The organism is Novosphingobium aeonii (genome assembly GCF_052279045.1).
GTDB lineage: Bacteria > Pseudomonadota > Alphaproteobacteria > Sphingomonadales > Sphingomonadaceae > Novosphingobium.
Window position 1 is genome coordinate 700,802 of the sequence record NZ_CP176833.1, and the last position, 25,594, is coordinate 726,395.

Below are 25,594 nucleotides of genomic sequence, written 5' to 3' on the forward strand. Positions count from 1 at the left end.
GATGGCGGGCAGGCTTGCAGGTCCGTTCGCAAGCGGGGCGCTGGCCCTCTGGCTGGCGGGCGTTTCGGGGGCCGCGCTGGCGGCCCCGCCCACGCAGACCGCGCTTGACGAGGGCTGGCAGGCCCGCATCGCGCCGGGCGATACAGCTGCCGTAAAGGCCCATCCCAAGGCCGCGCGCTGGTTCCGCGCGCAAGTGCCGGGCACCGTGCAGCAGGACCTGATCGCCACGCGGCAGGTGCCCGATCCGTTCCTCGGCACCAACGAGGCGGCGATCCAGTGGGCCGGGCTGACCGACTGGGAACTGCGCCGCACGCTGGACGTGAGCGCCGAAGCCATGGGCCGCGAGCATCTCGACCTCGTGTTCGACGGGCTGGATACTTTCGCAACCGTGTTCATCAACGGCAGGCAGGTGCTCAAGGCCGATAACGGCCACCGGCAGTGGCGCGTCGCCGCCAAGGCATTCCTCAAGCAGGGCCGCAACGAGATCCTCGTGCGCTTCGCCTCGCCGATCCGCACCTTGCAGCCGATGGTCCTGGCCGAGGCGCATCCGCTGCCCGGCGAATACGATTCCGCCTTCGGGGATGAGCCCAAGGGCAAGCAGACTTCCGCCTATATCCGCAAGGCCAAGTACCATTACGGCTGGGACTGGGGCCCGCGCATCGTCAACCAGGGCATTTCCGGGCCGGTGCGCCTGGAAGCCTGGGACGAGGCACGGCTCGGCGCCTTCGAGGTCGTGCAGGAAGCGCTCGGCAAGGACGAGGCGCGGCTGGTGGCGAAGTTCCGCGTCTTCGCGGACAAGCCGGGCAAGGCGCAGTTCGCCGCCCGCGTGACCGGACCGGACGGGCAAGCGCTCGCCCCGGTCTCGCGCGAGGCTTCGTTCGATGCGGGCGAAAGCGTGGTCACCGTGCCGCTGACGGTCGCCGCGCCGAAGCGCTGGTGGCCGGTCGGCTACGGCGATCAGCCGCTCTACAAGGTTTCGGGCGAGATCGCTTCGGGCGCGGGCGCCGGAGCCAAGGCGGCCCGTATTATCGGTCTGCGCGAGGTCGAACTCGTGCGCGGGGGCGGCGCTTTCGGCTTCCGGGTGAACGGCGTGACGGTCTTCGCCAAGGGCGCGAACCTCATTCCCTTCGACATGTTCCCCTCGCGCGTTACCGACGCGAAGATGCAGTCGCTGCTGGAGGATTCCCGCGCGGCCAACATGAACATGATCCGCGTCTGGGGCGGCGGCTACTATCTGCCGGACAGCTTCTACGACATGGCGGACCGCATGGGCCTGATGGTCTGGCAGGACTTCATGTTCGGCGGCGCGGTGCCGCCTGCCGACGTCGCCTACCGCGAGAACGTGCGGATCGAGGCGGACCAGCAGGTCGAGCGGCTCGGTTCGCACCCCTCGATCGTGATCTGGGCGGGCGGCAACGAGGTTATCTCCGGCTGGGAAACCTGGAGCGACCGCAAGGCCTGGAAGAAGGCCGTCGGCGCCGAGGAACACGAGCGCATGGCGACTTCGATGACCGTGCTGTTCGACCGCGTGCTGCGCGGCGCCGTGACGGATCATTCGCCGACCACGCCCTACTGGCCGGGTTCCCCTTCGACCGATTACGAAGGCCCGGTCGATACCGATGCCGCGGGCGACCGCCATTTCTGGGATGTTTGGTCGGGCTCCAAGCCGGTCGAGAACTATACGCTTTCCTGCCCGCGCTTCATGTCGGAATACGGGTTCCAGGCGATGCCGGTCATGGCGACGATCCGCGGTTTCGCGGGCGATGCGGCGCAGGCGCCGGACAGCCCGGTGATGAAGGCGCACCAGAAGTTCCTCGCGGGCGAGGGCAACGAGCGCCTGAAGTTCTACCTTGACGCAAGGCTGCGCCCGGCAAAGGATCTGGCGGACTTCGTTTACCTCACGCAAGTCAACCAGGCGCAGGCGATCGATATGGCCGCGCGCCATCACCGGGCCTGCGCGCCGGTGACGCTGGGTTCGCTCTACTGGCAGCTCAACGATGTCTGGCCGTCGATCTCGTGGGCGAGCGTGGACTATGAGGGGCGCTGGAAGCTGCTGCACTACGCCGCGCGGCGCTTCTTCGCCCCGCAGGCGGTGGTGGCCGAGCACAAGCAGGGCGTGACCAGGGTCAGCTTCGCGTCGGACGCCACCAGCCCGGTCGCGGCGGAGTGGCGCCTGACCGGCTACGGGATGGACGGCACGAAGCTGGGCGAAGCGGGCGGGGCGGTGACGCTGGCTCCGACGACCGCCACTACCGTTCCCGATGTGTCGGACGCTGCGGTCTTCGCGAGTGCTCCGGTAGAGGCGAGCTATGCGGTGGCGGAACTGGTGATCGGCGGCAAGACCGTCTCGCGCCAGATCGTCGAGCGTGCCTTGCCAAAGGCCATGGCCTATCCCGCGCCCGGCCTTGCCGCGACGTGGGACGGCAAGGCGGTGACGATCACCGCCAAGGCGCTGGCCCGCGCGGTCATGCTCGATTTCGGCGCAGTGGATGCGCAGGCTTCGGACAACGGCTTCGACCTGCTGCCGGGTGAGAGCGTGCGGATCGAGATCACCTCGAAGGCCGATGCGGCGGCGCTGCGCAAGGCGCTGGTGCTGCGCACATTGGCGGGAGAAGGGTGATGAAGGCGCTGTTCCCGATCACCCTCGCCATGGTTCTGGCGGCGCCTGCCGCCGCTCAGGACCTGTCGGGCGAGGCCGATCCCGCCGTGCTCGCCGCCATCGCCAAGGCCGATCTGGCCGAGAAGGCGGACCAGCTCCAGAGCACCGCACCTGCCGCGAAGGCCATGGGCCTGCCCGCCTATGACTGGTGGAACGAGGGCCTCCACGGCCTTGCCCGCAACGGCGTGGCCACGGTGTTCCCACAGGCGGTCGGCCTTGCCGCGACCTTCGATCCGGCGCTGATGGAAAAGGTCGGCACCGTCGTCTCCACCGAGGCGCGCGCCAGGTTCAATGCCAAGCCCGTGGATGCCGACCGGCGCATCTACGAGGGCCTGACGATCTGGTCGCCCAACATCAACATCTTCCGCGACCCGCGCTGGGGCCGGGGTCAGGAGACTTACGGCGAGGACCCGTTCCTCACCGGCTCGCTGGCGGTCGGCTTCATCAAGGGTCTGCAAGGCCCCGATCCGCTCCATCCGCGCGTGATCGCGACGCCCAAGCACCTCGCCGTCCACTCCGGCCCCGAGGCCGGGCGCGACAGTTTCGACGTGGATGTCAGCCCGCAGGACCGCGAGGCGACTTACCTGCCCGCCTTCCGCAAGGCCGTGACCGAGGCCAAGCCGCTCTCGCTGATGTGCGCCTACAACTCCACCCACGGGGTGCCGGTCTGCGCCGACGATGCGCTGCTGAACGGCACTCTGCGCCGCGACTGGGGCTTCAAGGGCTTCGTCGTGTCGGACTGCGATGCAGTGGCGAACATCTGGATGTTCCACAATTACCGCTACGACGCCGCCGAGGCTTCGGCCGCGGCGATCAAGGCGGGCACTGATTTCGACTGCGGCACGACTTACGCCGCGCTCACCCAGTCGGTGGCGCGCGGCCTGCTCACCGAGGCCGAGGTCGACCGCGCGCTCGCCCGCTCGCTGGAGGCCCGCTACAAGCTGGGCATCGCCTTCGGGGCGGCCAATCCTTGGGCGAAGATCAAGCCGGGCGAAGTCAACACCCCCGCCCACCGCGCCCTCGCGCTGGAAGCCGCGCGCAAGTCGGTGGTCCTGCTCCAGAACGAGAACGGCCGCCTGCCGCTGAAGGCCGGAACCCGCCTCGCCGTGATCGGCACCAATGCCGACGATCTCTCGGTGATCGAGGCCAATTACCACGGCACCGCCGCCGATCCGGTAACGCCGCTGGAAGGCATCCGCCGCCAGTTCGGCGCGGCCAACGTCGCTTATGCGCAAGGCTCGGTGCTGGCCGAGGGTGCGCCCGTGGTCGTGCCGGAAACCGCGCTCGTCGCGGATGGCAAGCCCGGTCTTCGCGCCGAATATCTCGACATGTCGGGCAAGCGCGTGTTCGTGCGGCAGGATCGCCGCGTGGACTTCAACCTCACCCGCACCGCGCCCAAGGGGCTGGACGCCAAGGGCTTCAAGGTGCGCTGGAGCGGATCGCTGGTGCCGCCGGGAGCGGGGACCTATCGCCTCGCGCTCGACATTCCGGCCTGCTGGAAGGACTGCACCCGCCATGACGACGTGCGCCTGAGCATCGGCGGCAAGGAACTGCACAGCGGCGTGCTCGGCAAGCAGCGGGTCGAATTCGACATCGCATCCGATGGCTCGCCGCAGCCGATCAGCCTCGAACTCGACCATTACGGCGAGGACGAGGGCCTGCGCCTCATGTGGCTGCCGCCCGCCGAGGCTCAGCGCGCCGAGGCCGTGAAGGCCGCTTCGCAGGCCGACGCCATCGTTGCCGTGCTGGGCCTTTCGCCCGATCTCGAAGGCGAGGCGCTGCAGGTGCAGGTGCCCGGCTTCGTCGGCGGCGATCGCAGCGATATCGCGCTGCCCGAACCGCAGGCCAAACTGCTGGAGGCGCTCCACGCCACCGGCAAGCCGGTGATCGTCGTGCTGACGAATGGCAGCGCGGTCTCGGTCGATCCGGCCATGGCCGATGCCGTGATGACCGCATGGTATCCGGGCGAGGCGGGCGGCACCGCCATTGCCGAGACGCTTGCCGGGGCCAACAATCCCTCGGGCCGCCTGCCGGTTACTTTCTACAAGTCGACCAGCGACCTGCCCGCCTTCGTCGACTATTCGATGAAGGAGCGGACCTATCGCTACTTCACCGGCAAGCCGCTCTGGGCCTTCGGCCATGGCCTGAGCTATACGACTTACGGCTACGAGGGCGCCAAGGTTTCCGCGCCCGCGCTGGGCCAGCCCGTGACGGTCACGGCCACCTTGCGCAATCTTGGAAGCATGGCGGGCGAGGAAGTGGTGCAGGCCTATGTCGTGTCGCCGGTGATCGAGCCGCGCCCGATCATGACGCAGGGCGTGTTGCAGCGCCAGCTTGCCGCCTTCACGCGCGTTCCGCTGGCAGCGGGCAAGTCGCGGGAAGTCTCGCTGACTATCGATCCGCGCAGCCTGTCGGTCGTGGATCGTCGGGGCACGCGCAAGGTCGTGCCGGGCGACTACAAAGTGTGGATCGGCGGCGGACAGCCGGGTGACGGCGCGGGCGCATGGGTGCAGTTCACCCTGACCGGACAGGCGCAGGAGCTGCCGAAGTGATGACTAAGACAAACCTCGACCGCCGCAGCACGTTGGCAGGCGCCATGACCGGTGCCGCCGCGCTCGCCATTCCGGCCACGGCCCGTGCGGTGACCATCCCCATGCCGCAAGGCGGAGGCCGTCCCCCGGTGTCGGATCGCCGCTACGTCAGCCGCGCGGTGGAGGCCGAGATCGACCGCGTATCGCGCAAGATTGCCGATCCCAAGCTGCGCGCGATGTTCGTGGGCTGCTATCCGAACACGCTCGACACCACCGTCTACATGGACAGCGTGGACGGCCGTCCGGACGCTTTCGTCATCACTGGCGACATCCCCTGCCTCTGGCTGCGCGACAGCACGGCGCAAGTGCTGCCCTACCTCCATCTGGTGAACAAGGACCCGGCGCTCACCGCGCTGTTCCGGGGCCTGATCGCCCGCCAGTCGCGCTCGATCCTGATCGATCCTTATGCCAACGCCTTCATGCGCGATCCGTCTGCGAAGACCAATCTGTCGTGGGCGCTGAAGGACCAGACCGACATGAAGCCCGGCGTCGCCGAGCGTAAATGGGAGATCGACTCGCTCTGCTATGCGATGCGGCTCGGCTTCCGCTACTGGCGCCAGACGCGGGACAAGCTGCCTTTCGACCAGACCTGGGCCGAAGCCTCCCGCGCCTGCGTGCGCACCTTGCGCGAACAGCAGCGCAAGGGATCGCCCGGACCCTATCGCTTCCTGCGCACCAGCAACCGGCCGACCGAGACCATGCAACTCGACGGCTGGGGCGCGCCGAGCCGTGCGGTCGGGCTGATCCACTGCGGTTTCCGCCCCTCGGACGATTCCTGCACGTATCCGTTCCTGATCCCGGCCAACCTCTTCGCGGTGACATCGCTGCGCGAGATGGCCACCGTGGCCGAGCAGGCCCGCGGCGACACCGCGCTGGCCGCCGATGCCCGCGCGCTGGCAAGCGAGGTGGAAGCGGCGCTGCGCCAGTGGGGCACGATGCTGCTGCCGGACGGCCGCCGGGTCTGGGCCTACGAAGTGGACGGCTTCGGCAACGCGATGTTCATGGACGATGCCAACGTCCCCTCGCTGCTGGGTCTTGCCTTCCTCGAATGCGTGGACGCCGCCGATCCGCTCTGGAAAGCCACGGCGGAGGCCTGCTGGTCGGACGCGAACCCCTACTTCTTCCGGGGATCGAGGATCGAGGGCATCGGCGGGCCGCATGTCGGGCTTGGGCAGGTCTGGCCGATGAGCCTAATCGTGCGCGCGCTGTCGAGCAGCGATCCGCTGGTGATCCGCGCGATGCTGCGGATGCTGCGCGATACCGACGCGGGCACCGGCTTCATCCACGAGGCGGTGGACAGCAACGATCCTGCCAAATTCACGCGTGACTGGTTCGCCTGGGCCAACGGGCTCTTCGGGGAACTGCTGGTCAAGCTGGCCGATACCCGGCCCGAACTGCTTTCCGCGCCGCTCTGACACGCGCCTGCCTTTACCAAAGGACTGACGATGGACTTTTCCCGCCGCCGTTTCCTCGCCACTTCCGCCGTCGCGGCGACTGCGCTTGGCGCCGACGCCGCGCAGGCCGCGCGCCGCGCCGCCGGTGATGCCGCCGCGCCGCTGCCCTCGGGCGCGGTTCCCTCGGCGCGGCAGTGGAACTGGCACGCGCACGAAATGTACGCTTTCGTGCACTTCGCCATGAACACCTTCACCGACAAGGAATGGGGCTACGGCGACGAGGACCCCAAGTGGTTCAACCCGACAGATTTCAATGCCGACCAGATCGTTGCGGCGGCCAAGGTTGCGGGAATGCGCGGCGTCATCCTGACCGCCAAGCACCATGACGGCTTCTGCCTCTGGCAGACCCAGCTTACCGAGCATTCGATCCGCAACAGCCCCTACAAGGCGGGCAAGGGCGATATCGTTGCGGAAATGTCGGAGGCGTGCCGCCAGGCGGACATGCTGTTCGGCCTCTATCTCTCGCCGTGGGACCGCAACCACGCGGAGTACGGCCGCCCGGCCTATATCGACTATTACCGCAAGCAGTTGACCGAACTGTGCACCCGCTACGGCAAGCTGTTCGAAGTCTGGTTCGACGGCGCCAACGGCGGTGACGGTTACTACGGCGGCGCGCGCGAGGCGCGCAAGATCGATGCGCCGAAGTATTACAACTGGCCCTCGATCGTAAAGCTGGTCCACGAACTTCAGCCCGATGCCTGCACGTTCGATCCGCTTGGCGCCGATGTGCGCTGGGTCGGCAATGAGGACGGCGTGGCGGGCGATCCCTGCTGGCCGACGATGCCGAACGTTCCCTATGAGCAGGATGTGGGCAATGCGGGCCTGCGCGGGGGCGAGATCTGGTGGCCGGCGGAAACCGACGTTTCGATCCGGCCCGGCTGGTTCTATCACGCCGACGAGGATTCCAAGGTCAAGAGCCCGGCGCGCCTGATCCGCCTCTACGACGAATCCGTGGGCCGGGGCACCAATCTCAACCTGAACCTGCCGCCTGACCGGCGCGGCCGGATCGCCGATCAGGACGTGAAGATCCTCAAGTCGTTCGGCGATGCGATCCGCGCGACCTTCGCGAAGGATCTGGCGCAGGGCAGCGTCGCCCATGCCAGCGCCTCGCGCGGGGGCCGCTTCGTGCCCGCCCAGGTGCTGGACGGCCAGCGCGAGACCTACTGGTCCGCGCCCGACGCCGTGCTGACCCCCACATTGACGCTCGACCTCGCGCCGGGCACGCGCTTCGACGTGGTGCGCCTGCGCGAATACCTGCCGCTGGGTATCCGCGTGACCCGCTTCGCGGTGGAAGCGGAGATCGACGGCCAGTGGCAGCGCCTTGCCGAGAAGGAATGCATCGGCGCGCAGCGCATCATCCGCCTGCCGCAGCCGATCGCGCCGCGCCGGGTGCGGCTGGTCGTCCTCGAAGGCAGCGCGGCGCCGGCGATCTCGGAATTCGCGCTGTTCGCCTCGGTGGCGCCTGTCGATGTGCCGGCGATCGTCTCGACCGATCCCAGCGTGCTGGATTCCACCAAGTGGACCATCGTTGCCGCCAGCGCGCCGGGCGCGGAACGGCTGCTGGACAATGATGCGGCGACGATCTGGAAGCAGCCCGCCCCCCAGCCGGGCAAACCCGCGCGCGTGACGGTGGACCTTGGCCGGGCCGAAGCGCTGGGGGGTTTCACGCTGACGCCGTCCCGGCAGGTCATGGCCGATTCCGCGCCGCCCCGGGGCTACGTCGCCGAGACCAGCCTTGACGGCAAGACCTGGAAGCGCAGTGCGGCAGGGGAATTCGGGAACATCGCTTATGCGCTCGCCACCCAGCGCATCGCCTTCGCCGCTCCGGTAAAGGCACGCTATCTGCGCCTGACCTTCGAGGCCACGGCGCTTCCCGCCGGGATGCTCGCCATCGCGGGGCTGGGCGCCTTTACCGGAAGGACCTGAATTCGGCGCAGGCAGGGCTGGGGGGCGGCGCCGAAGCGCCGTTTTCAGGCCTTGCCCGCCTCGATGGCGATGCGGATCGCCTCCATCGTGTTCTTGGCGCCGAGCCTGGCGATCATGTTGGCGCGGTGGATCTCGACCGTCCTCGGGCTGATCGACAGTTCCTTGCCGATGAGGCGGTTCGACTGGCCTTTCGCCACGCCGATCAGCACTTCGTGTTCGCGCTTGGTCAGGCGCGAGATCAGCGAGGCGGCGGCGGATTCGCGCGGGTGATAACGCCCCGGCACATCGGCCGTGCTTGCCGCCCGGGTGAGGATATCGCGCAGTTCCGCCATGTCCTTGGTCGGGATCACGTAATCGGCCGCGCCTTTCGATATCAGTTCCACGATCCGCCGCACATTGACGACGAGGCTGTATATCACGACGGGAATGCGCTGGGCATTGATCGATTTCACGAGGAAATCGTCCAGCACGTTGTCGTTGTCGCCAATAAGAGCGATCGTGGGGTGACGCGCCGAAAGATCGGTGAATTCGCACGAATATTGAATATTAAAAATATCGTCGACCTGCTTGAGGATCGAGGTGACGTATTTCTTGCGTTCGTTGTCATCGTCGATGAGTATGATGTTCAGCGTGTCGTTCATGTCCCTGTTCCGTGAATGATATTGATGGATTGCCGGTTCTGGTCGCTGCGCGATGGCCGGTGGTTCATTCGGCCGCCGGGAGGCCGGGCGCGGCGTCCGGCCGCCGGGGCGCGGTGCGCCTGATCCTCATGTTCTTCACCTGCCGCATGACCTGCGAGGCGGCCCAACGCGGGGCGATGGCGGCGAGAAGCAGCGTGTTGCGGTAGGACGGCCGCCGTTGCCGGTTGGCGCTGAGGCGCCGGATCTGCACCGAGGCGAGCCGGGCTTCGCGCGCAGACAGGCCGGAATCCTTCCATGCGGCGATCTCCTGGTGAACGCGCGCTTCCGAAGCGCGGATCTTGTCGATCGGCGCGATCGAGATGAGCTGTCCGGGAGAGCGCCGGTACCAGTAGCGCACGCTGTTCTCGCGCCAGAAGGTCGCGCCGAGATGGAGCAGTTCGAGGTAGAAGATGATATCCGCGAAATAGAGCGCATCCTTGAAGCGGACGGCGGCGGTCTTCGCGCTGCGGCGGTAGCTGAACCCGGTCGGGCCGCCGATCGGGTTCCAGGCGACGGAATGGCGCGGAATGATGCCCTGGGGCAGGTCCGGGATGGTCATGCGGACATGCCTGACGCTTTGCCCGAAGCTCAGCCCGGCGATGGAGATGCAGTCCACCTGCGGATTGCCCTGGTAGACGCCGACCGCGCGGCGCAGGTGATCGGGGTCCCACACGTCATCGGCATCGAGGAAGAACACGAAGTCGCCGGTGGCCCGGTCCAGCGCGGTGTTCCTTGCCCCGCCCGGTCCCTTTTCCTGGGCATTGTGCAGGAACAGGGTGGCGACATTGCCGTGCCTGTCGTCGGCCGGCAGCACGGCCTGCCTGTCGTCCACCACGATCAGGTGCTCTATCTCTATGCCGGAATCCTGCCGCGCGACGGACTGCCTGGCTTCCGCGAGGAAATCGTCCAGGGCGAGTGTCGGGGTAACGATGCTAACTTTCATGGGCGCTTCTCCAATAGAAGAGCGAGGACAGCAGATTCTCGCGGATGCAGATGGTGAGGTAGGCGAGCGCAACGCAGGCCTCGATGATCGTCAGGGTTGCCGCGGCGCCGAACAGGCCCATCAGGCGGGTCATCGCGAAATAGGCGGGAATGCCGATCGCGCCGGTGGTAAGGGTTACCTGCCGCACGATGGTGTCGCGCTTGGCCGCCAGTACCGCATTGTTGACGAGCAGGGTGGAAAGGCCGACCAGCGCGGGCAGCGGCGCCATGATGAGGATGCAGCGGGTGATGCCCTCATAATGGTCGAGCCCGATGGCGGTCAGCAGCGCCGGTCCGCCCAGTGCGATGACCAGCGACATCCCCACAGAAAAGAGCAGGGCCGTGCCGTTCAGGCGCAGCAGCCGGGTGGCCAGCTCCCGCTCGCCCGAGGCATAGCGCACGCTCAGCGGATAGGCGGTCATGAACAGCGGTGCCGAGCCCTGCTGCATCGCCGTCACCAGCCGCTGGCACAGGCCGAACGCGCCGACGATCTCGGGAGACTGGACGATGCCCAGGATCAGCACGCCGGCGCTGGTGTAGGAAAACACGCCGAGCTTCATCACGAAGATGTCCCGCCCTTCGCGCAGGAGCGATGCGGCCAGTTTCGGCCTGAAGCTCAGCGCGAAGTAGCCCTTGCGGTGCAAGAGCAGCAGGCCCGAGAGATGGATCGCCAGGATCGCGCCGCACTGGGACAGGAACAGGCCGTCGATGCTGTGGAAATGGTAAGCCACCAGCGCCACGCCCAGTCCCGCCAGCCGCACCGGCGCGGTCAGCAGCAGGAACTCCCTCTGCAGCGACAGTGCGATGAAGATCCAGGTGGGGATGATCCCGTTCAGCACCATGAACACCAGCACGCACAGCGCCGTGGCCACGCCGATCGAAGGTCCGGCAATGCCGATCGCGACGAAGGCGGCGAGCAGCGCGGCGAAGAAGAACCCGGTCTGGACGAGCATGATCGCGCCGATGACTTCGGCGATCCGCGCGGGGTTCTCCAGCGCCAGCGAGATTTCGCGGGCGCCGGAGTACCGGAAACCGTATTCCAGCCCCACCAGCACGAGCGAGCCCGCGCCGAGGTAGAACACCACTTCGGACCCGATCACCTGGCTGGCCATCGCGGCGGCCAGCCAGGTGATGAACGCGGGATATCCGATCTGGAAGCCGTGCAGCACGAAAGTGGACGCGAGCCTCATGGCGCGCAGGCCCGGCGATGGCGGGCGAAGGAGCCGGGGGCGGTCATGGTGCGGTGCGCTCCGCCAGATGCCGTTCCCAGGCCAGCGCATGGCGCACGATCGTGTCGAGGTCCTCGTGCGCGGGGCGCCAGGGCAGGGCGGCGGTGATCCTGCCGTTGTCCGCCACGAGGGCGTTGGGATCGCCCGCCCTGCGCCCTTCGAGGCGGCGAACTATCGGGCGGTTGGTCACGCGGTCCACCGCATCGAGCACTTCCAGCACCGAGAAGCCGCGCCCGTAGCCGCAATTGAAGGTGTGGCTGGCCGCCGGATCGGCGATCAGCGCGCCAAGCGCGAGGACGTGCGCGTCGGCAAGGTCCGACACATGGATATAGTCGCGCACTCCGGTGCCGTCTGGCGTGTCGAAGTCGGTCCCGTAGACCGACACCGCCTCGCGCTTGCCCAGTGCCGCTTCGACGGCGACCTTGATGAGATGGGTGGCGCCCAGCGTCGATTGCCCGGCCCGGTTTTCAGGGTCTGCCCCGGCGACGTTGAAGTAACGCAGGGCGCAGAAGTTCATCGGATGAGCGGCAGCGACATCGCGCAGCATCTGTTCGGTCATCAGCTTGGACATACCGTAGGGATTGATCGGCGACTTGCCGGAGTCCTCCACGATCGGCACGATTTCGGGGATTCCGTAGACCGCCGCGGTGGAGGAGAAGATGAAATGGCGCACCCCGCACGTAACGGCGCTTTCGATCAGCGCGCGGCTGCGGACGGTGTTGTTGCGATAGTAGCCCAGCGGATCGCGGACCGATTCCGGCACGACGACCGACCCGGCGAAGTGCATCACCGCGCCGATCCCGTGCTCCCGCATCGCCGCCTCGACCAGCGGCTGGTCGGCGATGTCGCCCTGGACGAAGGGAACGTCCTGCGGGACCGCCCAGCGAAAGCCGGTGGAGAGATTGTCTATCACCACGACCGGCCATCCGGCATCGCGCAGCGCGAGGACCGCGTGGCTGCCTATGTATCCGGCTCCGCCCGTCACCAGTACGGCGGGCTTTTCCGTGATTGAACGCATGATTGGACTGCCTTTGTATGAATGTCGTGTCTTGTGGGGAGTGCCCGGCGGTCAGCCCACCAGGGCAAGGACCTGCGGGGCATGGTCGGGGGTGAGGAAGTAGCCTCGCCGCATCTTGCACTTGATCACGTCCCGGTAACCGGCCCGCGCCAGCGCGGTCCGCAGGTCGTGAACGAAGACGCGCAGGGCCGATACGCTGTGCTTGCGCAGGCAGACGATGGACGCCAGTTCATGGTCCCCGCGCGGGCAGCCCGGTGTCGCGAGCAGCTCGATCAGGAGCATGGCGCTTCCCCGGTAGCGCAGGTCGAGGCGCTGGCGGATCTCGTCCACCTCCAGCGAGCCGAGGCGGCGCGCCTCTCCGGCCGCGCCGTGGTACATCAGGTCCAGCGCCACCGACTTCATCAGCCGCGCCTGCGCGAGGTTCTGGTCGGCCAGTTCGAGCAGCGAATGGGCCAGTGCATGGCGTTTCGAGGCGAGGTCCGGGCCGAACTCGCACTCAAATCGCGGCTTTGCCGGGAAGGCGCCGTTTCCCGGCGTGCCGCGGCGTTCGAGGGCCGAGGGGATCATGCGTCCTGTACCGCCGTGCCCAGATCCCGGACTTCCTGCGACCGTCCGCGCGACATCACCAGGATATCGTCTCCCGAGACGACGACGATCAGGTCCTGCACGCCCAGCAGGGCAACGCGCTGCCCGTCGCTTTGCACCAGGCAGTCGCGGGCATCGCGCCAGAATACCGGGCCGCGTGCGTTGTTGCCCTGATCGTCGCGGTCGAGCACGTCGTAGAGCGCGTCCCAGCTTCCCACGTCCGACCAGCCCAGCGCGGCGGGCACTACGGCCACCCGGTCATGATGTTCGAGCACCCCGTGGTCGATCGAGATCGAAGGGCTTGCCGCAAAGGCTGCGGGCAGGGGATGCACGGTCTGGGCCGTGCGGTCGGCGCCGGCCATGGCGTCCCGGACGCTGGCGGCCACGGCGGGCTGGTGCGTGTCGAGAGCGGCCATGATCGCATCGGCGCGGAACAGGAAGATGCCCGCGTTCCAGTGATAGCCGCCTTCCTCCAGCATCGCCCGTGCCCGCGCCGGATCGGGTTTCTCGACGAAGCTGCCGACCTGCCAGACACCGGCTGCGAGCGGTTCGGCGGCGCGGATGTAGCCGTAGCCGGTATGAGGGGAATCCGGCTCGATCCCGAAAGTGCAGAGCCAGCCTTCGCGGGCCAGCGGCGCGGCCTGCGCGATATGCGCCATCAGCGCTTCCGGGCGGCGGATGGCGTGATCGCTGGGCATGATCAGCAGCAGGTCGTCGCCCCGTTCGGCCATCGCGGCGGCCAGGGCGATGGCGGGGGCGGTATTGCGGGCCTGGGGTTCCAGCACGACGCGGAAATCCTGCACGCCGGCATCGTTCATCTGCTGCACCGTCTCGGCCCCGAAGGCCGCGCCGCCGATGACGATGGGCGGCGCGAAGACACTGCGGTCGCGCACGTAGTCCGCCGTCATCTGCAGCATCGTGCGTTCCGAAAGCAGCGGCAGGAACTGCTTGGGCCGGTCGGGGCGGGAAAGCGGCCAGAGCCGGGTGCCAGAGCCACCGGAAAGGATGACGGGTATGATCTTGCGCGCTTTAGTCATGGCAGGGCACTTTCCTTGCTTGCGGCGTCGTCCGGTGCCTGTCTCGCCGCCGCCCGCGTCAGCGCGGGCCACAGGACAAGCAGGATCGTCGGCAGAAACATCGTGATGAGAAGGTCATGGAGCGAGGACCGCCAGTCGCTTTCGGCACCGGCGGGGCGCGCCATGTCGAGCGCCTCGTTGAGGCATTCGGCGATGAACACGCCCAGCCATGCCATGCGCAGCGAGGCAGGCCTGACCAGCAGGTGGATGGCGGCGAAAAGCAGGACGCCCGCAAAGGCATGAAGCGCGTCCGGGGCGATCCCGGTGCCGCGTTCCAGCCAGACCTTTGCGGCCGACCAGGCCATGGCGATACCGGCGATCACGGGGCGCTCCTGAAGAACGTGCCTGGTCCGGCGAGGATTTCGATCCGGTCCGCGGTTCCCGGCGGCTTTTGCGAAAGGCGCAGGGCCGAGGTGTACCTGTCCCCTCCGGCGGCGGGCACGAGATCGAGGACATGGGCAGGCTCGGGCGCCATGTAGCGGCGGCACCAACTGTCGCTTTCCGCAAGCCGGAAATGCCCTTCGAGCGCATCCAGCCAGACTTCGGTGCCGCCTTTGGTCAGGCGGATGAGCGTGTCTCCCCTGGGGGCCAGTTGCCATTCCGCCGGGATCAGGAAGCGTGCGCGGGCTTCTCCTTTTCGTCCCGCCCAACTGTCCGCGATCACCACGCCGCCTTCGGCAAAGGCCGAGACGATGCGCCTGACGGTCCCTGCTGCCGTCGTCAGGCGGCCTCCCACCGCCTCGCCGGGACAGTCGCGCAGGTCGTCCGGCGCGATCGCTTCGGCGGCGGCGAGGCGGCCGACCTTGAAGCAGCCGAGGTACTCGACCGGCTCGGCGCCCTCGAAGCAGGGACCGTTGTGGCTGGCGGCCGACCGTTCGTGAGTCCGGCGCGGGCCGGTCGAGTATTGGGATGTGCCCGGATCGACGAACAGCCGCTCGCCTTCGACGTCGACTTCGACGGCGAGGAAATCGGCATGGCCGTGGCCGGGGTTCCAGCCGGGGCCGATCGGTCCGGCGTCCATCCAGACGTCGATCGCGCCGGCCGTCAGGCGCGCATAGCCCGCGTTGGGAAGGCGGCCCGACAGCGCGCGGGCCGGATCCTCGGGCCCGAGGATGTCCCGTGCGGTGGGGGTCTCGCCCAGCCAGCTGTCATTGAACAGGGCAATGTCCCCGTCGCGGTGGGACAGCATCCGCCAGGCCCGTTCCGCCGCCTTGGCGCGCTCGGCGGCAAGGGCGCGGGTCGCTTCGCTCAGGAAATCGGAGGCTGCGAAGATGTGCAGAGCCATGACGCTGAGGCCCTGGTACATGGCCGAACGTTCGATCTGCATGCCGTCCGCGAGGATCGTCTGCATGACGATCGCGCTGACTTCCCGGTCGAGCCGCCTTGCCTGCGCCGGGCTGTAGCCCCGGCAGGCCATGCCATAGAGGCACAGCGCGGCAAGGTTGCGCTCGGTGTGGTTGTTGCGCAGGTCGTGTTCCACATTGGCGCGGACGAAGGCCGCGTCCCGGTGCAGGAAACGGCTGATACGCGCGCGCAGTTCGGGATCGGTGCACCCCTGCGCGGATGCGAGGACGAGGCCGCTCAGCACGGCGAGAATGCGGTGGGATGCGCCGTAGGGAGACCAGATCGTCCGGAACGGGGCAGCAAGATCGAACCCGGCCGCGCTTTCGAAACTGTCCAGCAGCGCGTGAATCGTCGGCTCGTCGGCCTCGCGGCCTCCGGCCAGCAGGCTGTGCAATATTTCGAGCTGGCACAGTTTCATGCGCCAGAGATTATGGTCGTTCTCGCTCTCCAGCCGGTGCCGCCAGTCTATGGCGGCGATGCTGCCGAAATCGACCCTTGTGCCCATCAGTTCGAAAGCGCCGCGCGCGGCATCGTCGCAGGCGGTGCGGTCCGCACGGTAATAGCGGCCGATGAAGGCTGCCAGCGCGACCGGAACCGTGGCCTGCTTTGCGCCTGCAAGCGCGGGAAAGCGGGATGCGCGGCGCTCCATCGCGCGGCCATAGGCGCCGGGTGCGAGGGCGGCGAAGCGGTCGCGCGCCTTGCGGCGGATCTGGTGGACCAGAACCGGAAGGGGAACCCGGCGCAGGGCCGAAAGCAGTTGGCGGGACATCATCGAACTGTCGCTTGCTGGATCGAGGAGTGGGGCGGGCCAAGGCGTCGGCGCGCGGGCTGAGCAGGGGGGGCGGGCGGTACGAGGAAGCCTGCGAGCATCGCCGCAACCAGTTCCACCGGGAGCATGCGGACCGGGTAATCGACCAGCGAATGGAGCAGGAGGACGAGGATCCCGGTCCAGGCCGCGATCCCGAGCCGCCGGGCGGAGCCGGTTTCGCGCAGGGCCGAGACCCCTCTGCGCAGCCACCATGCGATCCCGGCCGCGAAAAGCAGGGTTGCCGGCATGCCGCCTTCGAGCATGATTTCGAGCAGGTCGTTATGCGCGTGGTTGACGTAGTGCGTCCCGACATGTTCGAGCGGCTCCACCGTCTGGAACACGCCGGCGAAAGTGCCGTAGCCGGAGCCGAACGGCCAGAAGCGCGCGATCGCGGTCCCGCTGTCCTGCCAGAACGACAGTCGCTCCATGTTTCCGTTGCGGATGCGGTCCATGACGATGCGGACCATCGCGTTGTTCATGGCAAGCGCGTATGCGCCTGCCGCAACCAGCGGCAGCACGGCCAACCACCTGAGGCGCCGCGCGGGGATCGAGGCCGCCAGCGGCAGCAGGCTGACTGGCAGCAGGAGCAGGCCCGCACGCGATGTCGTGGCGATCACACCGGCGGCAAGGCTCGCCATGAGCAGCAGGGCCAGGATCGAACCCGAAGCCTTGCGCGCGGCAAATGTGCAGGCCAGCGCCACGGCGACCAGCAGGAAGCTGGCCTGGTGGTTGCGGTTGGCGAACAGGCCGGTGGCATAGCCAAGATGCCCTTCGGGATAGAGCGTTCCCCACTGGCCCGCCGAAAGCAGTTGCATCACGCCCAGCAGGAGGCTGGCGAGCGCGCATCCGATGGCGACGGCGCTCAGGGCAAGGCGTTCGCGCAGGTCCATGTGGGCAACCGCCAGCAGCATCGCGGCTGCGGGCAGGAGCGCGGCCAGCGCGCGGCGGGTGGCGGCCGGGTCCAGGCTGAGCGGATGCGCGGCTTGTCCGGCGCCGACATGATCGGCGATGGCGGCGGCGAGTTCGCGTCCCGGCATCGCCCGCCAGACCGGCGCCGGCAGCGGCACCAGCTGGAGAGCCGCAAGCCCGGCCCATGCGGCCAGAAGCGCCAGCGGCACCAGCGCGCCGCGCCCGCGCATCGGCAGCGGGCTGGCCAGAAGCCATGCGGCCACGGCGATGGAGGCCAGTTCGATGGCGATTTCCGCCACGGCATGGCCGCTGCCGCCGCCGCCCGCCAGAACGGCCAGGATCAGGAGCAGCGCCGCGCCCGTAAGGCCGCGATGGCTGCCCGCAAGCAGGTCCGGCGATGTCATGACCGGTCCTCCGGGCCGTCCGGGGACGGGGTGATGAGGACGCGTTCGATGCTGGCGTGGCTCGGCGCCGGATCGTCCGTTCGGCGGGCGGCGAGAGAGAGCACTTGCGCGGTGCAGCCGGACTGCGGCACCGCGAAGGACTGACGCCAGCGCCCTGCCGCCGCGGTGCCGACCATCGCGATCGAGGGGCCGCGGGGCAGGCAGTCCACGGTCCAGTGCAGCGCGCCGCGCCGGAAGGCGGCGCTGGACGGCATGAGCGCGTCGATGCTGTAGCGGCCCGGCGCCAGCACGATATGCTGGCTCAGCAAAGTGCCGAAGGCGGATTGCCCGGCGGTGACGGAAAGCCTGCGCGGAGCCTTGCCGCCGCTGCCCGCCACCATTTCGAGTTCGGCGCCCGGCACGCGCTGCGCGCTCCAGGCGAAGGGGGCGGCACTGCCGGAAGGGGCGGCGGGATCGAGCTGCGCGAACGCGGGATCCAGCACCGGCGTATCGCCGGTTCCCGCATGGGCGATCCACAAGGTTCTGGCGCGGCGGTATTCCCGGCGATCCACCAGAACTTTCACATAGGCGATCAGGTCGTCCCGTCGGTGCGGCGCCGGGCCTTGCAGCCACTGCGCCAGCAGCTGTTCGTGCGCCGTTTCCAGTTCCGGCGGCAGGGTGCCGAGCTGCCGGAAGAAGCCGTCCTGCCAGGACGGCGCGGCGGCGAGACGGTCCAGCAGGGCGTCGCGGCCGCGCGCGTCGGTGGCGGCGCGGTGAAGCACGGGCAGCAGCAGCGGTTCCAGCGCCGGCTTGCGCCGCAGCAGCGCATCGATGCGCCGGATCGCCTGCGTTTCGTCTCCCCGGCGGACTTCGTCGGCGATCAGCATCGTCTGGGTCCGGCTGTCGCGCCAGCCCAGCTCGCCGCCAAGGCGCGCCAGCACCAGCGCTTCCGGCCCCTTGCCCGTGCGCTGGCGAAGCAGCGCCAGTTCCCGCAGCGCGGCCGCGTCATAGGGCCGCTCCGCCAGCCTGTCCGCCAGCGACGTTTCCGTGGCCGCCGCAGAGGCAGGGCGCAGCCGGTCGAGGTTGGCCTGGACGACCAGCACGGCCCCGGCAAGCGCCGCGCCCAGTGCCAGCAGCGGCCTGCCCGCGTGAATGAAGGATGCGTGGGCAGGGGTCATCGCCGTCCCAGCCAAGAGCGCGGACGGCGCGCTTCCTCATCGTAGCGATAGTAGGACTCGTAGCCGTAGCCGAGCGTGCGGACATCGACGCGATTGAGAATGACCCCGCGCAGCGTCGCCCGGCTGAGCCGCAGGCGGCGCAGGGCCGAGCGGATCGTCTTGCGGCGCGTCTGGCCCGCATCGATGACGAACAGCGTCGCCTCGACATGGACGGCGATGCTCGGCGCATCGGCGAGGCCCAGCATGGGCGGTCCGTCGATGATGACGATATCGTACATCTCCTCCAGCTGGCCGATCAGCCAGGGAAGGGTGCCGGATGCCAGCAGTTCGGCGGGATTGGGCTCCGCGGCGCCGGCCGAGATGAAATGGAGGTCGGCGATGGCGGTGCGGCGCACCACGTCCTCGATGGCCTTTTCGCGATTGAGGAGGTCCGCTAGCCCCGCGTTGTTCTCGAAAGAGAGCAGCTTGTGCATCGAGGGGCGGCGCATGTCGGCGTCTACCAGGAGCACGCGGCGGCCGATCTGCGCAAAGTCCCGCGCGAGGGCATAGGCGGTGCTGGTCTTGCCTTCGCCCTTGCCGCAACTGGTGATGAAGACGGTGCGCGGCGGCCCGTTTCCGCCTGCAAGCTCGATGGCCGAACGGATCGTGTGGATCGCCTCCGACAAGCTGGAATTGCGCTTTTCCACTTCGTCGCGGAAAGTCACGCCCGCGTCGAGGCGCGGGACCATGCCGAGCCCGGTGACGCCCAGCTTGCGCTCGGCATCGTCCACCGTGCGCAGCATGTCGTCTAGGTTTTCGCGCAAGTAGATCACGCCGATCGCGGCGACGAAGGCGGCCAGCAGCGAAAGGCCGAGATTGACGGGGAGATTGGGCGCCACCGGGCGAACCGGCGTCGAGGCGAGATCGACGATCGAGATGTTGTTGGCCGAAACGCCCGCCGCCGCGCTCACTTCCTTGAAGCGCTGGAGCAGCCCGTCGTAAAGTTCGCGATTGGTCCGCACTTCGCGGCGCAGGATGGTGTAGCGGATCGACCGGTCCTGCTCGCTCAGCGTCGCGTTGCGCAGCCGTTCGACCTCGCCCTGCATCTGCTGTTCCTGAAGCTCGGCGGCGCGGAAGCGGTTGCGGATCGAACTGCGGATATCTTCGGCGAGATGGGCGATGCGCTGGTTGAGCGCGGCGATCTCGCTGCGCAGGCGGATGAGGTCGGGATGGTCGTTCTGGCGGCGCTGGCTTTGTTCGGCGTAGCTTCCCTCCAGTTCCGCGCGGCGTTCCATCATCGTCTGGATCGCCGGATTGGAGAGCACTTCGGGCAGGCTCATCAGCGGGGCGGAACGGGTGGTGGTCCAGAGCTGTTCGGCGTCGATCCGGCGCGAGCGGGCCTGGGACAGGGCATCGTTCGATTCGATCAGGCTCGATGCGACGAGGGACGGCGCGCCGCTGGCGGCGCTTCCCGCCTCGCGGATGGCGTCCGTGTCGATGATGCCGCTGGAGCGGGCATAGCCGACCATGCTGCGTTCGGATTCCTCAAGCCGTTCCTTGGCCTGTTCGAGCTGCTCGCGCAGGAACTGGCGGGCATAGACCGAGGTGTCGAACCGGCGGCTGAGGTTGCTGGAGATCATCGTATTGGCGAAGGCATTGGCGACCTTGGCGGCCATCGCCGGGTCCGGACTGTCGAATGCGATGCGGGCCACGCGCGAACCGTCTGGCAGGGTGATCGACAGGTTGTCGCGCAGCACGGCGATCACCTGCTCGCGGTGCGCCTCCCCGGCGCCGAGCGTGCCCATCGCGCCTGACAGCGGCTTGACGTGCATGGCCTCCAGGAAGCCGTTGCCGCCGAACAGGCCCAGCGTTTCGGCAACCCGGATCGCCAGGGCGCGGCTGCGCAGGATCTCGGTCTGGGTCTGGAGGAAGCGGTCGGCGTCCTGGACGGCCTGCACCGGCTCGATATCGGGTGCGTCCAGCACGCGCGATGCCTGCTGGTCGATCTGGATGCTGGATTCGGCGCGGTAGGTCGGCACGGTCAGCACGGTGACGGTCAGACCCAGCAACAGGCCCGCGCCGCAGATCAGCAGGACCAGCCAGCGATGGCGGACCAGCGCTGCCCTCAGCCCCTCAAGATCGATCTGCGACCCGGCGAAAAGCCAGGAATCCGGCGCGGCGTGATCGCCGTGGGCCGGCAGGGGGGAATGGGAAAGGTTCGGCATCAGCGGGCATATCCGGTCAGGGCAGGGCGGCAGGGGGCGGCGGCGGGATGGCTCATCGGTAGGCCCGGAACACGGCGACGAGCGGCGCCGTCGTCAGGATGTCGCGCCAGGCCGCCTTGAGCGACGAGAAGCCGACGACCACGGTGTCCCCGCCAAGGATTTCGGGATCGGGCAGTTCGCCTCTGCGGATCATGCCCACGTCGAAGACCGCGCCCATGGCCTTGCCGTCGACCGTGCGCAGTATGACGATTTCGCCAAGCGCGGAGATGCGGCTGGTCCCTTCGGCCATCGCGATCGCGCCCAGCAGCGTGGTCCTGCCCTGCACGGGGTAGATACCCGGCTTGGTCACGGAGCCTTCCACCACCACCTTCTGCGACACCGCCGTGGTGAGATTGACGGAAACGTCGGGATTGCGAAGCATGCGCTGGCCGAGCCGGGCGGCGATGTCTGACGCAAGCCCGTCCGTGGTGAAGCCGCTGGCCCTCACTTGTCCGATCAGCGGCAGCGAGATGTTGCCGCCGGTGGTGATCTGGACATCCTTGAGGCTGAGGTCTGGTTCGTTCAGCACGGTGAGGCTGATGACGTCGGAAGGGCCGAGGATGTAGTCGCGCCCGCTTTCGGGGGAAACGGCGGGGATGACCTGGTAGGCCGCCTCGTCACGCGGCAGGTCGGGGCGCGCGCAGCTTGCGAGGAGCGAAGCCAGCACGGCGCAGCCAAGCACGCCGGAAATTCGGTGGGGCCGCGGGAAAAGGGGTGTCACGTTCGCTGTCCTGGATTGAAGGGGTGTCGAGGGGGCGTTCCGTTCGAACCGGGCGGGCATCACACGGGATGGCCTCCGAACCGCTTTCGCAGGGGCGCGAGCCGTCTGGTCGTCAGGCTGTAGGCCAGCGACGAGATCGCGATGGTCGCTGCAAGCGAGAGCACCGCGCGCAAGTGCGGAGAGACGACGAACCGCTCGGCCAGGGAATAGACCGGATAGTGCCAGAGGTAGAGTTCGTAGCTGGTCTTTCCGAGGTAGCGGATGGGCGGCAGTTCGGCGATCCGGCGGACCCAGGCGTTACGCGCCGGGAAGATCGCACCGCAGAAAGCCGCGCCGATGGCGATGCTTTGCGGCGTGTACTTGAAGGCCGTCTCGTAGAACCCGGACCAGTGGACCAGCGAGAGCAGCATCGCCAGCGCCCCGCCCCAGAGCAGCACGGCGCCATGGCGTTCGATCCATGCCTGCCCGATCCGGCCCCCGTCGAGCAGGAGGGTGAGCAGCACGCCCCAGCCGATCGCGTCGATGCGGGTCAGGGTGAAGTTGTAGTTGATGTCGTCCGCGAACCGGGGCGTGGCAGCCCACATTAGCATCCGCAGCACCAGTGCGCCTGCCAGCACCGCCGAGATCATGCGGATCCGGCCCGCGCTGCCCCGTACCAGCAGGAGCACGGGGGGAAGCAGCAGGTAGAAATGCTCCTCCACCGCAAGGCTCCAGAGCGGTTCGAGCGCGTCGTAACCGGCATTCCAGCCCAGCAGGCGGGAGCCTATCTTGTGCACGTTGCCGAGGTACGAGAACGAGAGCAGGACCTGGCTCCAGGAGAAGCCGGCCGGGTCCGTCAGCGCCAGCAGGGGCACTCCGACGATCCCCATGAGCGCGAGCGGCGGCAGCAGCCTGATGAAGCGCCGGACATAGAACCGGCCAAGCGCGATCTGTCCGTATGTCTTCTCCTCGGCAAGCATGAGCCGGGTAATCAGGAACCCGCTGATGAAGAAGAAGATCGAAACCCCGAAGCCGCCGGGGATATAGGGCACCAGCTGGTAATGGGCGGCGATCACGATCGCCACGGCAACGAGGCGCAGCCCGTCGAGCCCGCTGACGTAGCCGAAGCGGGCATGGGTCTGGTTGGTATGCGCGGTCATGCTGCCATCTCCCGGTGGGCCGGCACGGCGGGCAGGGCGCTGCGGTTGCCGGTACGGAATCCGGGATTGAGCGCGAGCCCGATCAGCAGCCAGAAAGGCGGATAGGCGGCCGGGAAGCTCTGCACCCAGGTCATGAACATCATCGCCAGGGCAAGCGGCACGTAAGGCAGGGCCGAAAGGCTCACGGTCCTGAAGAGCAGGAGCACGAAAGCCAGCCCGGCCAGGCCGTATTCCAGGAACAGCACCGGAAAATAGGCGACCGGCGATCCGGTGAAGCTCAGCGGGACCGAAGCCGCGTAATAGCCGGTCAGGCCGAAGAACCTGCCGAGATCGTACTGCGCGTAGAGCTGCGCGCCGACCTTGAGGAAGGAGCCCGCGCCGTAGCCCATCAGCCGGGAATCGATCATGCCGAGGATGCCCACGGCATTGTGGACGATGCGGTAGGACAAGGTGGTGTTGAGCAGGCCCGAGGGCGAGCGCAGCGACAGGATGACCAGATCGAGCCCGCGCACGCCCGTTTCGGGCGCCATGCCGATGGTCAGCACGAGCGCCGCCGCCACGCCGCCTGCGGCGAGCAGGCGAAAGGCCACGGCGCCCCGGATATCGGCCCGGCTGCCCGCGCCTTCCCGCGTCAGGTAGAACAGGCTGCCAAGCACGATCACGGCGAAGAAGCCCGAACCGGACTGGGACAGCGCGACATTGAACAAGGCAAGGCCGATGGGCCAGGCAGGCACCTTGTATCCGCGGTCCGACAGGACCTTGCGGGTTATCAGCGCCAGCAGCACCATGAAGGCCATGGTGAAGCCGAAGTCGGTGGCCTCGGGGGCGAGCCCGGTCGCCCCGCGCCCGCCGGCCACGCCCTGCGCCGTGGGAACCAGCGGCTTGGTAATCGCCAGGTACAGGCCCTTGCTGACGAACCCCAGCACCGCAAAGCCGCTCCACAGCGGCAGGGTGATCGTGAGCACGCGCCACAGCAGGATCGGCGAGACGTAGGGCGCGGCCACGATGATGGCCCAGCAGATGACGAAGCTTGCCGACCGGCGCAGGTAATAGTCGAGCCCAACGTTGCCCGGGTCATTGACGTAGAGCATGAACCACAGCGCGAAGGCCAGCACCAGCAGCTGGAAGCCGTTGATGCGCAGCGACGATGTCAGCACCCGGTGCAGCACGAAGGCCCAGCACAGCAGCGCGGCCCAGGGCTGGACCTGCGAAGGCGCGGCGATCGGGCCGAACACCAGGTAGGGCAGGCAGCACAGGACGACGGCGCCGGCGAGAAGGCTGGCGCTGATGATGTCGTCCCCGTCTTCGGCGGCGAACGGCGGGGCAACGTAAAGCCTGTCGGTCATGCCGGTACGGCTGCCCGTTCCTCGACCGGATCGGCAGGCAGGCCAAGGCTTTCGAAGATGGCTTTTTCAAGCTTGAGGAAATGGGATTCCCAGGTCCAGTTGCTCTCGACGTAGCGCCGGGCGGCCGCGCCGAGGGCGGCGCCGCGCCGCGGGTCGGAGAGGATCCCGATCACGGCATCGGCGAAGGCGGGCGCTTCGTCCGCCAGCAGCAGCGCGTCGCCCGGGGCCATGGTGCCCTCGTTGGCGATGGAGGTGGCGACGATCGCCTTGGCGCTGGCCATGTATTCGATGAGCTTGTTCTGCATTCCGCCCGCCGCCCGCATCGGATTGATGCAGACGCTGGCAGATCGGATGTTGATGCCCATGTCGCTGACCGTCCCGGTCACGCTGATGCCGTCACGCCCGTCGAGCTCGCGGATCGGCGCGGTGGGATCGCGGCCCTGGATGACGAGGCGGGCATCGGGAACGGCGGCGCGGATACGCGCCCAGCAATGCTCGACGAACCACAGCACCGCCTGCACGTTCGGCTGGTAGAGCATCGATCCCGAGAAGACGACGCGGCCGGGCACGATCTCGTCCGGGCGGGCGGGGCGATAGTGGCTGAGGTCGGTGCCGTGAGCGCCGTAGACCCAGTTGTCGATCTCCGGCTGGCCCTGCGCGGCGCAGACCGCCTTGACCTTTGCCACGTCGGCCGGGCCGATCAGCACGGAACGGGTGAAGCGCTGCCAGACGCGTGCCTCGTACCACTCGCAGCGCGCCGTCTCGATCCGGTAGAGCCAGCGCCGCACCGGGTTGCGTTCGTTTTCGAGGATGCGGCGGGTATTGAGCGACTGCGAAAGTTGCATCGCGAGGAAGGTCGCCGGAAAGGTGGTGGCATTGCGATGGAGGCGTGCGGGCGGCTGCAGCACCGCGTGGGCGCTGCGCATGTAGTAGCAGTAGATCACGTCATAGGCGTTCGAACGCGTGGCGGCGGCGAGTTCGCGTGCCAGCACTTCGTTGCGGAACATCGCGACCTGGGCGGGCTCCCGCCTGAACAGCCCGGCGATCAGCCCTCGCAAGATCCGCACCGGACCGTGCCGGTAGATGCGAAGCTTGCGGCAATTGCGCTCCAGCCACTCGCGCTGGGTTCCCGACAGTTTCCCCTGCATGTCGAGCGTGTAGAGGTCCACATCGTGCCCGCGCGCGGCCAGAAAGCTGATGAGATGCGCGACGGTCAACTGGTCGCCGCGCATCATCGGGAAGGGCAGCCTGCTGTAGACGATCGCAATCCGCAGGGGGCGATCGCTCGGCGGGCAGTCCATGACTTTGGGAAGCGCCTCCATGG

At 68.0% G+C, this 25,594-nt stretch carries 19 protein-coding genes; 4 read left to right on the forward strand and 15 right to left on the reverse strand.

The annotated features are described in order from the left end of the window. Nucleotide 1: 1 nt before the first annotated feature. From ACLIMP_RS18750 to ACLIMP_RS18765, 4 genes are read left to right on the forward strand one after another with little or no spacing between them, the layout of a single operon-like run. Nucleotides 2-2,620, forward strand: a complete 2,619-nt coding sequence (locus ACLIMP_RS18750) for a beta-mannosidase (protein WP_443478816.1) — start codon at nt 2-4, stop codon at nt 2,618-2,620. Continuing rightward, entirely contained in the window at nt 2,620-5,211 is a 2,592-nt protein-coding gene (locus tag ACLIMP_RS18755; RefSeq protein WP_443478817.1) for a glycoside hydrolase family 3 C-terminal domain-containing protein, read from the forward strand. Before ACLIMP_RS18750 ends, ACLIMP_RS18755 begins: the two co-directional genes overlap by 1 nt. Then, complete coding sequence (locus tag ACLIMP_RS18760; protein ID WP_324699478.1) at nt 5,211-6,665, forward strand: glycoside hydrolase family 125 protein; 1,455 nt, start codon at nt 5,211-5,213, stop codon at nt 6,663-6,665. The genes ACLIMP_RS18755 and ACLIMP_RS18760 overlap by 1 nt, the downstream gene beginning before the upstream one ends. Nucleotides 6,666-6,695: 30 nt before the next feature. Beyond that, the gene (locus ACLIMP_RS18765; RefSeq protein WP_324699479.1) at nt 6,696-8,630 is read left to right on the forward strand and encodes an alpha-L-fucosidase; all 1,935 of its coding nucleotides are present in this window, start codon (nt 6,696-6,698) and stop codon (nt 8,628-8,630) included. Between the two features lie 44 nt (nt 8,631-8,674). Here ACLIMP_RS18765 and ACLIMP_RS18770 read toward each other — a convergent pair whose 3' ends face one another. The 15 genes from ACLIMP_RS18770 to ACLIMP_RS18840 form a co-directional block, all read right to left on the reverse strand. Then, nucleotides 8,675-9,271, reverse strand: a complete 597-nt coding sequence (locus ACLIMP_RS18770) for a LuxR C-terminal-related transcriptional regulator (protein WP_324699480.1) — start codon at nt 9,269-9,271, stop codon at nt 8,675-8,677. Between the two features lie 64 nt (nt 9,272-9,335). Next, on the reverse strand, nt 9,336-10,253 hold the full coding sequence (locus ACLIMP_RS18775) for a glycosyltransferase family 2 protein (RefSeq protein ID WP_443478818.1): 918 nt from the start codon (nt 10,251-10,253) through the stop codon (nt 9,336-9,338). Then, entirely contained in the window at nt 10,243-11,481 is a 1,239-nt protein-coding gene (locus ACLIMP_RS18780; RefSeq protein WP_324699482.1) for a lipopolysaccharide biosynthesis protein, read from the reverse strand. Before ACLIMP_RS18780 ends, ACLIMP_RS18775 begins: the two co-directional genes overlap by 11 nt. A 43-nt stretch (nt 11,482-11,524) precedes the next feature. Then, nucleotides 11,525-12,538 carry a UDP-glucose 4-epimerase GalE gene (gene galE / locus ACLIMP_RS18785; RefSeq protein ID WP_324699483.1) on the reverse strand — a complete coding sequence of 338 codons (1,014 nt, stop codon included), beginning with the start codon at nt 12,536-12,538 and terminating at the stop codon, nt 11,525-11,527. A gap of 51 nt (nt 12,539-12,589) precedes the next feature. Continuing rightward, entirely contained in the window at nt 12,590-13,105 is a 516-nt protein-coding gene (locus ACLIMP_RS18790) for a hypothetical protein (protein ID WP_185999549.1), read from the reverse strand. Beyond that, complete coding sequence (locus tag ACLIMP_RS18795; protein WP_324699485.1) at nt 13,102-14,160, reverse strand: mannose-1-phosphate guanylyltransferase; 1,059 nt, start codon at nt 14,158-14,160, stop codon at nt 13,102-13,104. The genes ACLIMP_RS18790 and ACLIMP_RS18795 overlap by 4 nt, the downstream gene beginning before the upstream one ends. After that, a complete protein-coding gene (locus ACLIMP_RS18800) occupies nt 14,157-14,522 on the reverse strand; it encodes a hypothetical protein (protein ID WP_054435637.1) in 366 nt (121 codons plus the stop codon). The genes ACLIMP_RS18795 and ACLIMP_RS18800 overlap by 4 nt, the downstream gene beginning before the upstream one ends. Further along, the gene (locus ACLIMP_RS18805; protein ID WP_443478819.1) at nt 14,519-16,315 is read right to left on the reverse strand and encodes a heparinase II/III family protein; all 1,797 of its coding nucleotides are present in this window, start codon (nt 16,313-16,315) and stop codon (nt 14,519-14,521) included. The genes ACLIMP_RS18800 and ACLIMP_RS18805 overlap by 4 nt, the downstream gene beginning before the upstream one ends. Continuing rightward, nucleotides 16,312-17,664: an O-antigen ligase family protein gene (locus tag ACLIMP_RS18810; protein ID WP_324699487.1), complete on the reverse strand. Its 1,353-nt coding sequence runs from the start codon at nt 17,662-17,664 to the stop codon at nt 16,312-16,314. Before ACLIMP_RS18810 ends, ACLIMP_RS18805 begins: the two co-directional genes overlap by 4 nt. Then, the gene (locus tag ACLIMP_RS18815; RefSeq protein ID WP_324699488.1) at nt 17,661-18,821 is read right to left on the reverse strand and encodes a hypothetical protein; all 1,161 of its coding nucleotides are present in this window, start codon (nt 18,819-18,821) and stop codon (nt 17,661-17,663) included. The genes ACLIMP_RS18810 and ACLIMP_RS18815 overlap by 4 nt, the downstream gene beginning before the upstream one ends. Then, nucleotides 18,818-21,025, reverse strand: a complete 2,208-nt coding sequence (locus ACLIMP_RS18820) for a GumC family protein (RefSeq protein ID WP_443478820.1) — start codon at nt 21,023-21,025, stop codon at nt 18,818-18,820. The genes ACLIMP_RS18815 and ACLIMP_RS18820 overlap by 4 nt, the downstream gene beginning before the upstream one ends. Nucleotides 21,026-21,077: 52 nt before the next feature. Then, entirely contained in the window at nt 21,078-21,785 is a 708-nt protein-coding gene (locus ACLIMP_RS18825; RefSeq protein ID WP_185999555.1) for a polysaccharide biosynthesis/export family protein, read from the reverse strand. Between the two features lie 59 nt (nt 21,786-21,844). After that, the gene (locus ACLIMP_RS18830; RefSeq protein WP_443478821.1) at nt 21,845-22,924 is read right to left on the reverse strand and encodes an acyltransferase family protein; all 1,080 of its coding nucleotides are present in this window, start codon (nt 22,922-22,924) and stop codon (nt 21,845-21,847) included. Beyond that, on the reverse strand, nt 22,921-24,270 hold the full coding sequence (locus ACLIMP_RS18835; RefSeq protein WP_324699491.1) for a hypothetical protein: 1,350 nt from the start codon (nt 24,268-24,270) through the stop codon (nt 22,921-22,923). The genes ACLIMP_RS18830 and ACLIMP_RS18835 overlap by 4 nt, the downstream gene beginning before the upstream one ends. Continuing rightward, entirely contained in the window at nt 24,267-25,592 is a 1,326-nt protein-coding gene (locus tag ACLIMP_RS18840) for a glycosyltransferase (protein WP_443478905.1), read from the reverse strand. Before ACLIMP_RS18840 ends, ACLIMP_RS18835 begins: the two co-directional genes overlap by 4 nt. Nucleotides 25,593-25,594: the final 2 nt, after the last annotated feature.

What these genes read in the sequence shown, in the direction of transcription:
- ACLIMP_RS18805 (WP_443478819.1), bottom strand. Translation starts at nt 16,315, where the DNA reads ATGATGTCCCGCCAACTGCTTTCGGCCCTGCGCCGGGTTCCCCTTCCG.
- ACLIMP_RS18840 (WP_443478905.1), bottom strand. Translation starts at nt 25,592, where the DNA reads ATGGAGGCGCTTCCCAAAGTCATGGACTGCCCGCCGAGCGATCGCCCC.
- ACLIMP_RS18765 (WP_324699479.1), top strand. Translation starts at nt 6,696, where the DNA reads ATGGACTTTTCCCGCCGCCGTTTCCTCGCCACTTCCGCCGTCGCGGCG.
- ACLIMP_RS18790 (WP_185999549.1), bottom strand. Translation starts at nt 13,105, where the DNA reads ATGATCCCCTCGGCCCTCGAACGCCGCGGCACGCCGGGAAACGGCGCC.
- ACLIMP_RS18795 (WP_324699485.1), bottom strand. Translation starts at nt 14,160, where the DNA reads ATGACTAAAGCGCGCAAGATCATACCCGTCATCCTTTCCGGTGGCTCT.
- ACLIMP_RS18770 (WP_324699480.1), bottom strand. Translation starts at nt 9,271, where the DNA reads ATGAACGACACGCTGAACATCATACTCATCGACGATGACAACGAACGC.
- ACLIMP_RS18760 (WP_324699478.1), top strand. Translation starts at nt 5,211, where the DNA reads ATGACTAAGACAAACCTCGACCGCCGCAGCACGTTGGCAGGCGCCATG.
- ACLIMP_RS18820 (WP_443478820.1), bottom strand. Translation starts at nt 21,025, where the DNA reads ATGCCGAACCTTTCCCATTCCCCCCTGCCGGCCCACGGCGATCACGCC.
- ACLIMP_RS18830 (WP_443478821.1), bottom strand. Translation starts at nt 22,924, where the DNA reads ATGACCGCGCATACCAACCAGACCCATGCCCGCTTCGGCTACGTCAGC.
- galE (WP_324699483.1), bottom strand. Translation starts at nt 12,538, where the DNA reads ATGCGTTCAATCACGGAAAAGCCCGCCGTACTGGTGACGGGCGGAGCC.
- ACLIMP_RS18750 (WP_443478816.1), top strand. Translation starts at nt 2, where the DNA reads ATGGCGGGCAGGCTTGCAGGTCCGTTCGCAAGCGGGGCGCTGGCCCTC.
- ACLIMP_RS18780 (WP_324699482.1), bottom strand. Translation starts at nt 11,481, where the DNA reads ATGAGGCTCGCGTCCACTTTCGTGCTGCACGGCTTCCAGATCGGATAT.
- ACLIMP_RS18815 (WP_324699488.1), bottom strand. Translation starts at nt 18,821, where the DNA reads ATGACCCCTGCCCACGCATCCTTCATTCACGCGGGCAGGCCGCTGCTG.
- ACLIMP_RS18810 (WP_324699487.1), bottom strand. Translation starts at nt 17,664, where the DNA reads ATGACATCGCCGGACCTGCTTGCGGGCAGCCATCGCGGCCTTACGGGC.
- ACLIMP_RS18835 (WP_324699491.1), bottom strand. Translation starts at nt 24,270, where the DNA reads ATGACCGACAGGCTTTACGTTGCCCCGCCGTTCGCCGCCGAAGACGGG.
- ACLIMP_RS18775 (WP_443478818.1), bottom strand. Translation starts at nt 10,253, where the DNA reads ATGAAAGTTAGCATCGTTACCCCGACACTCGCCCTGGACGATTTCCTC.
- ACLIMP_RS18755 (WP_443478817.1), top strand. Translation starts at nt 2,620, where the DNA reads ATGAAGGCGCTGTTCCCGATCACCCTCGCCATGGTTCTGGCGGCGCCT.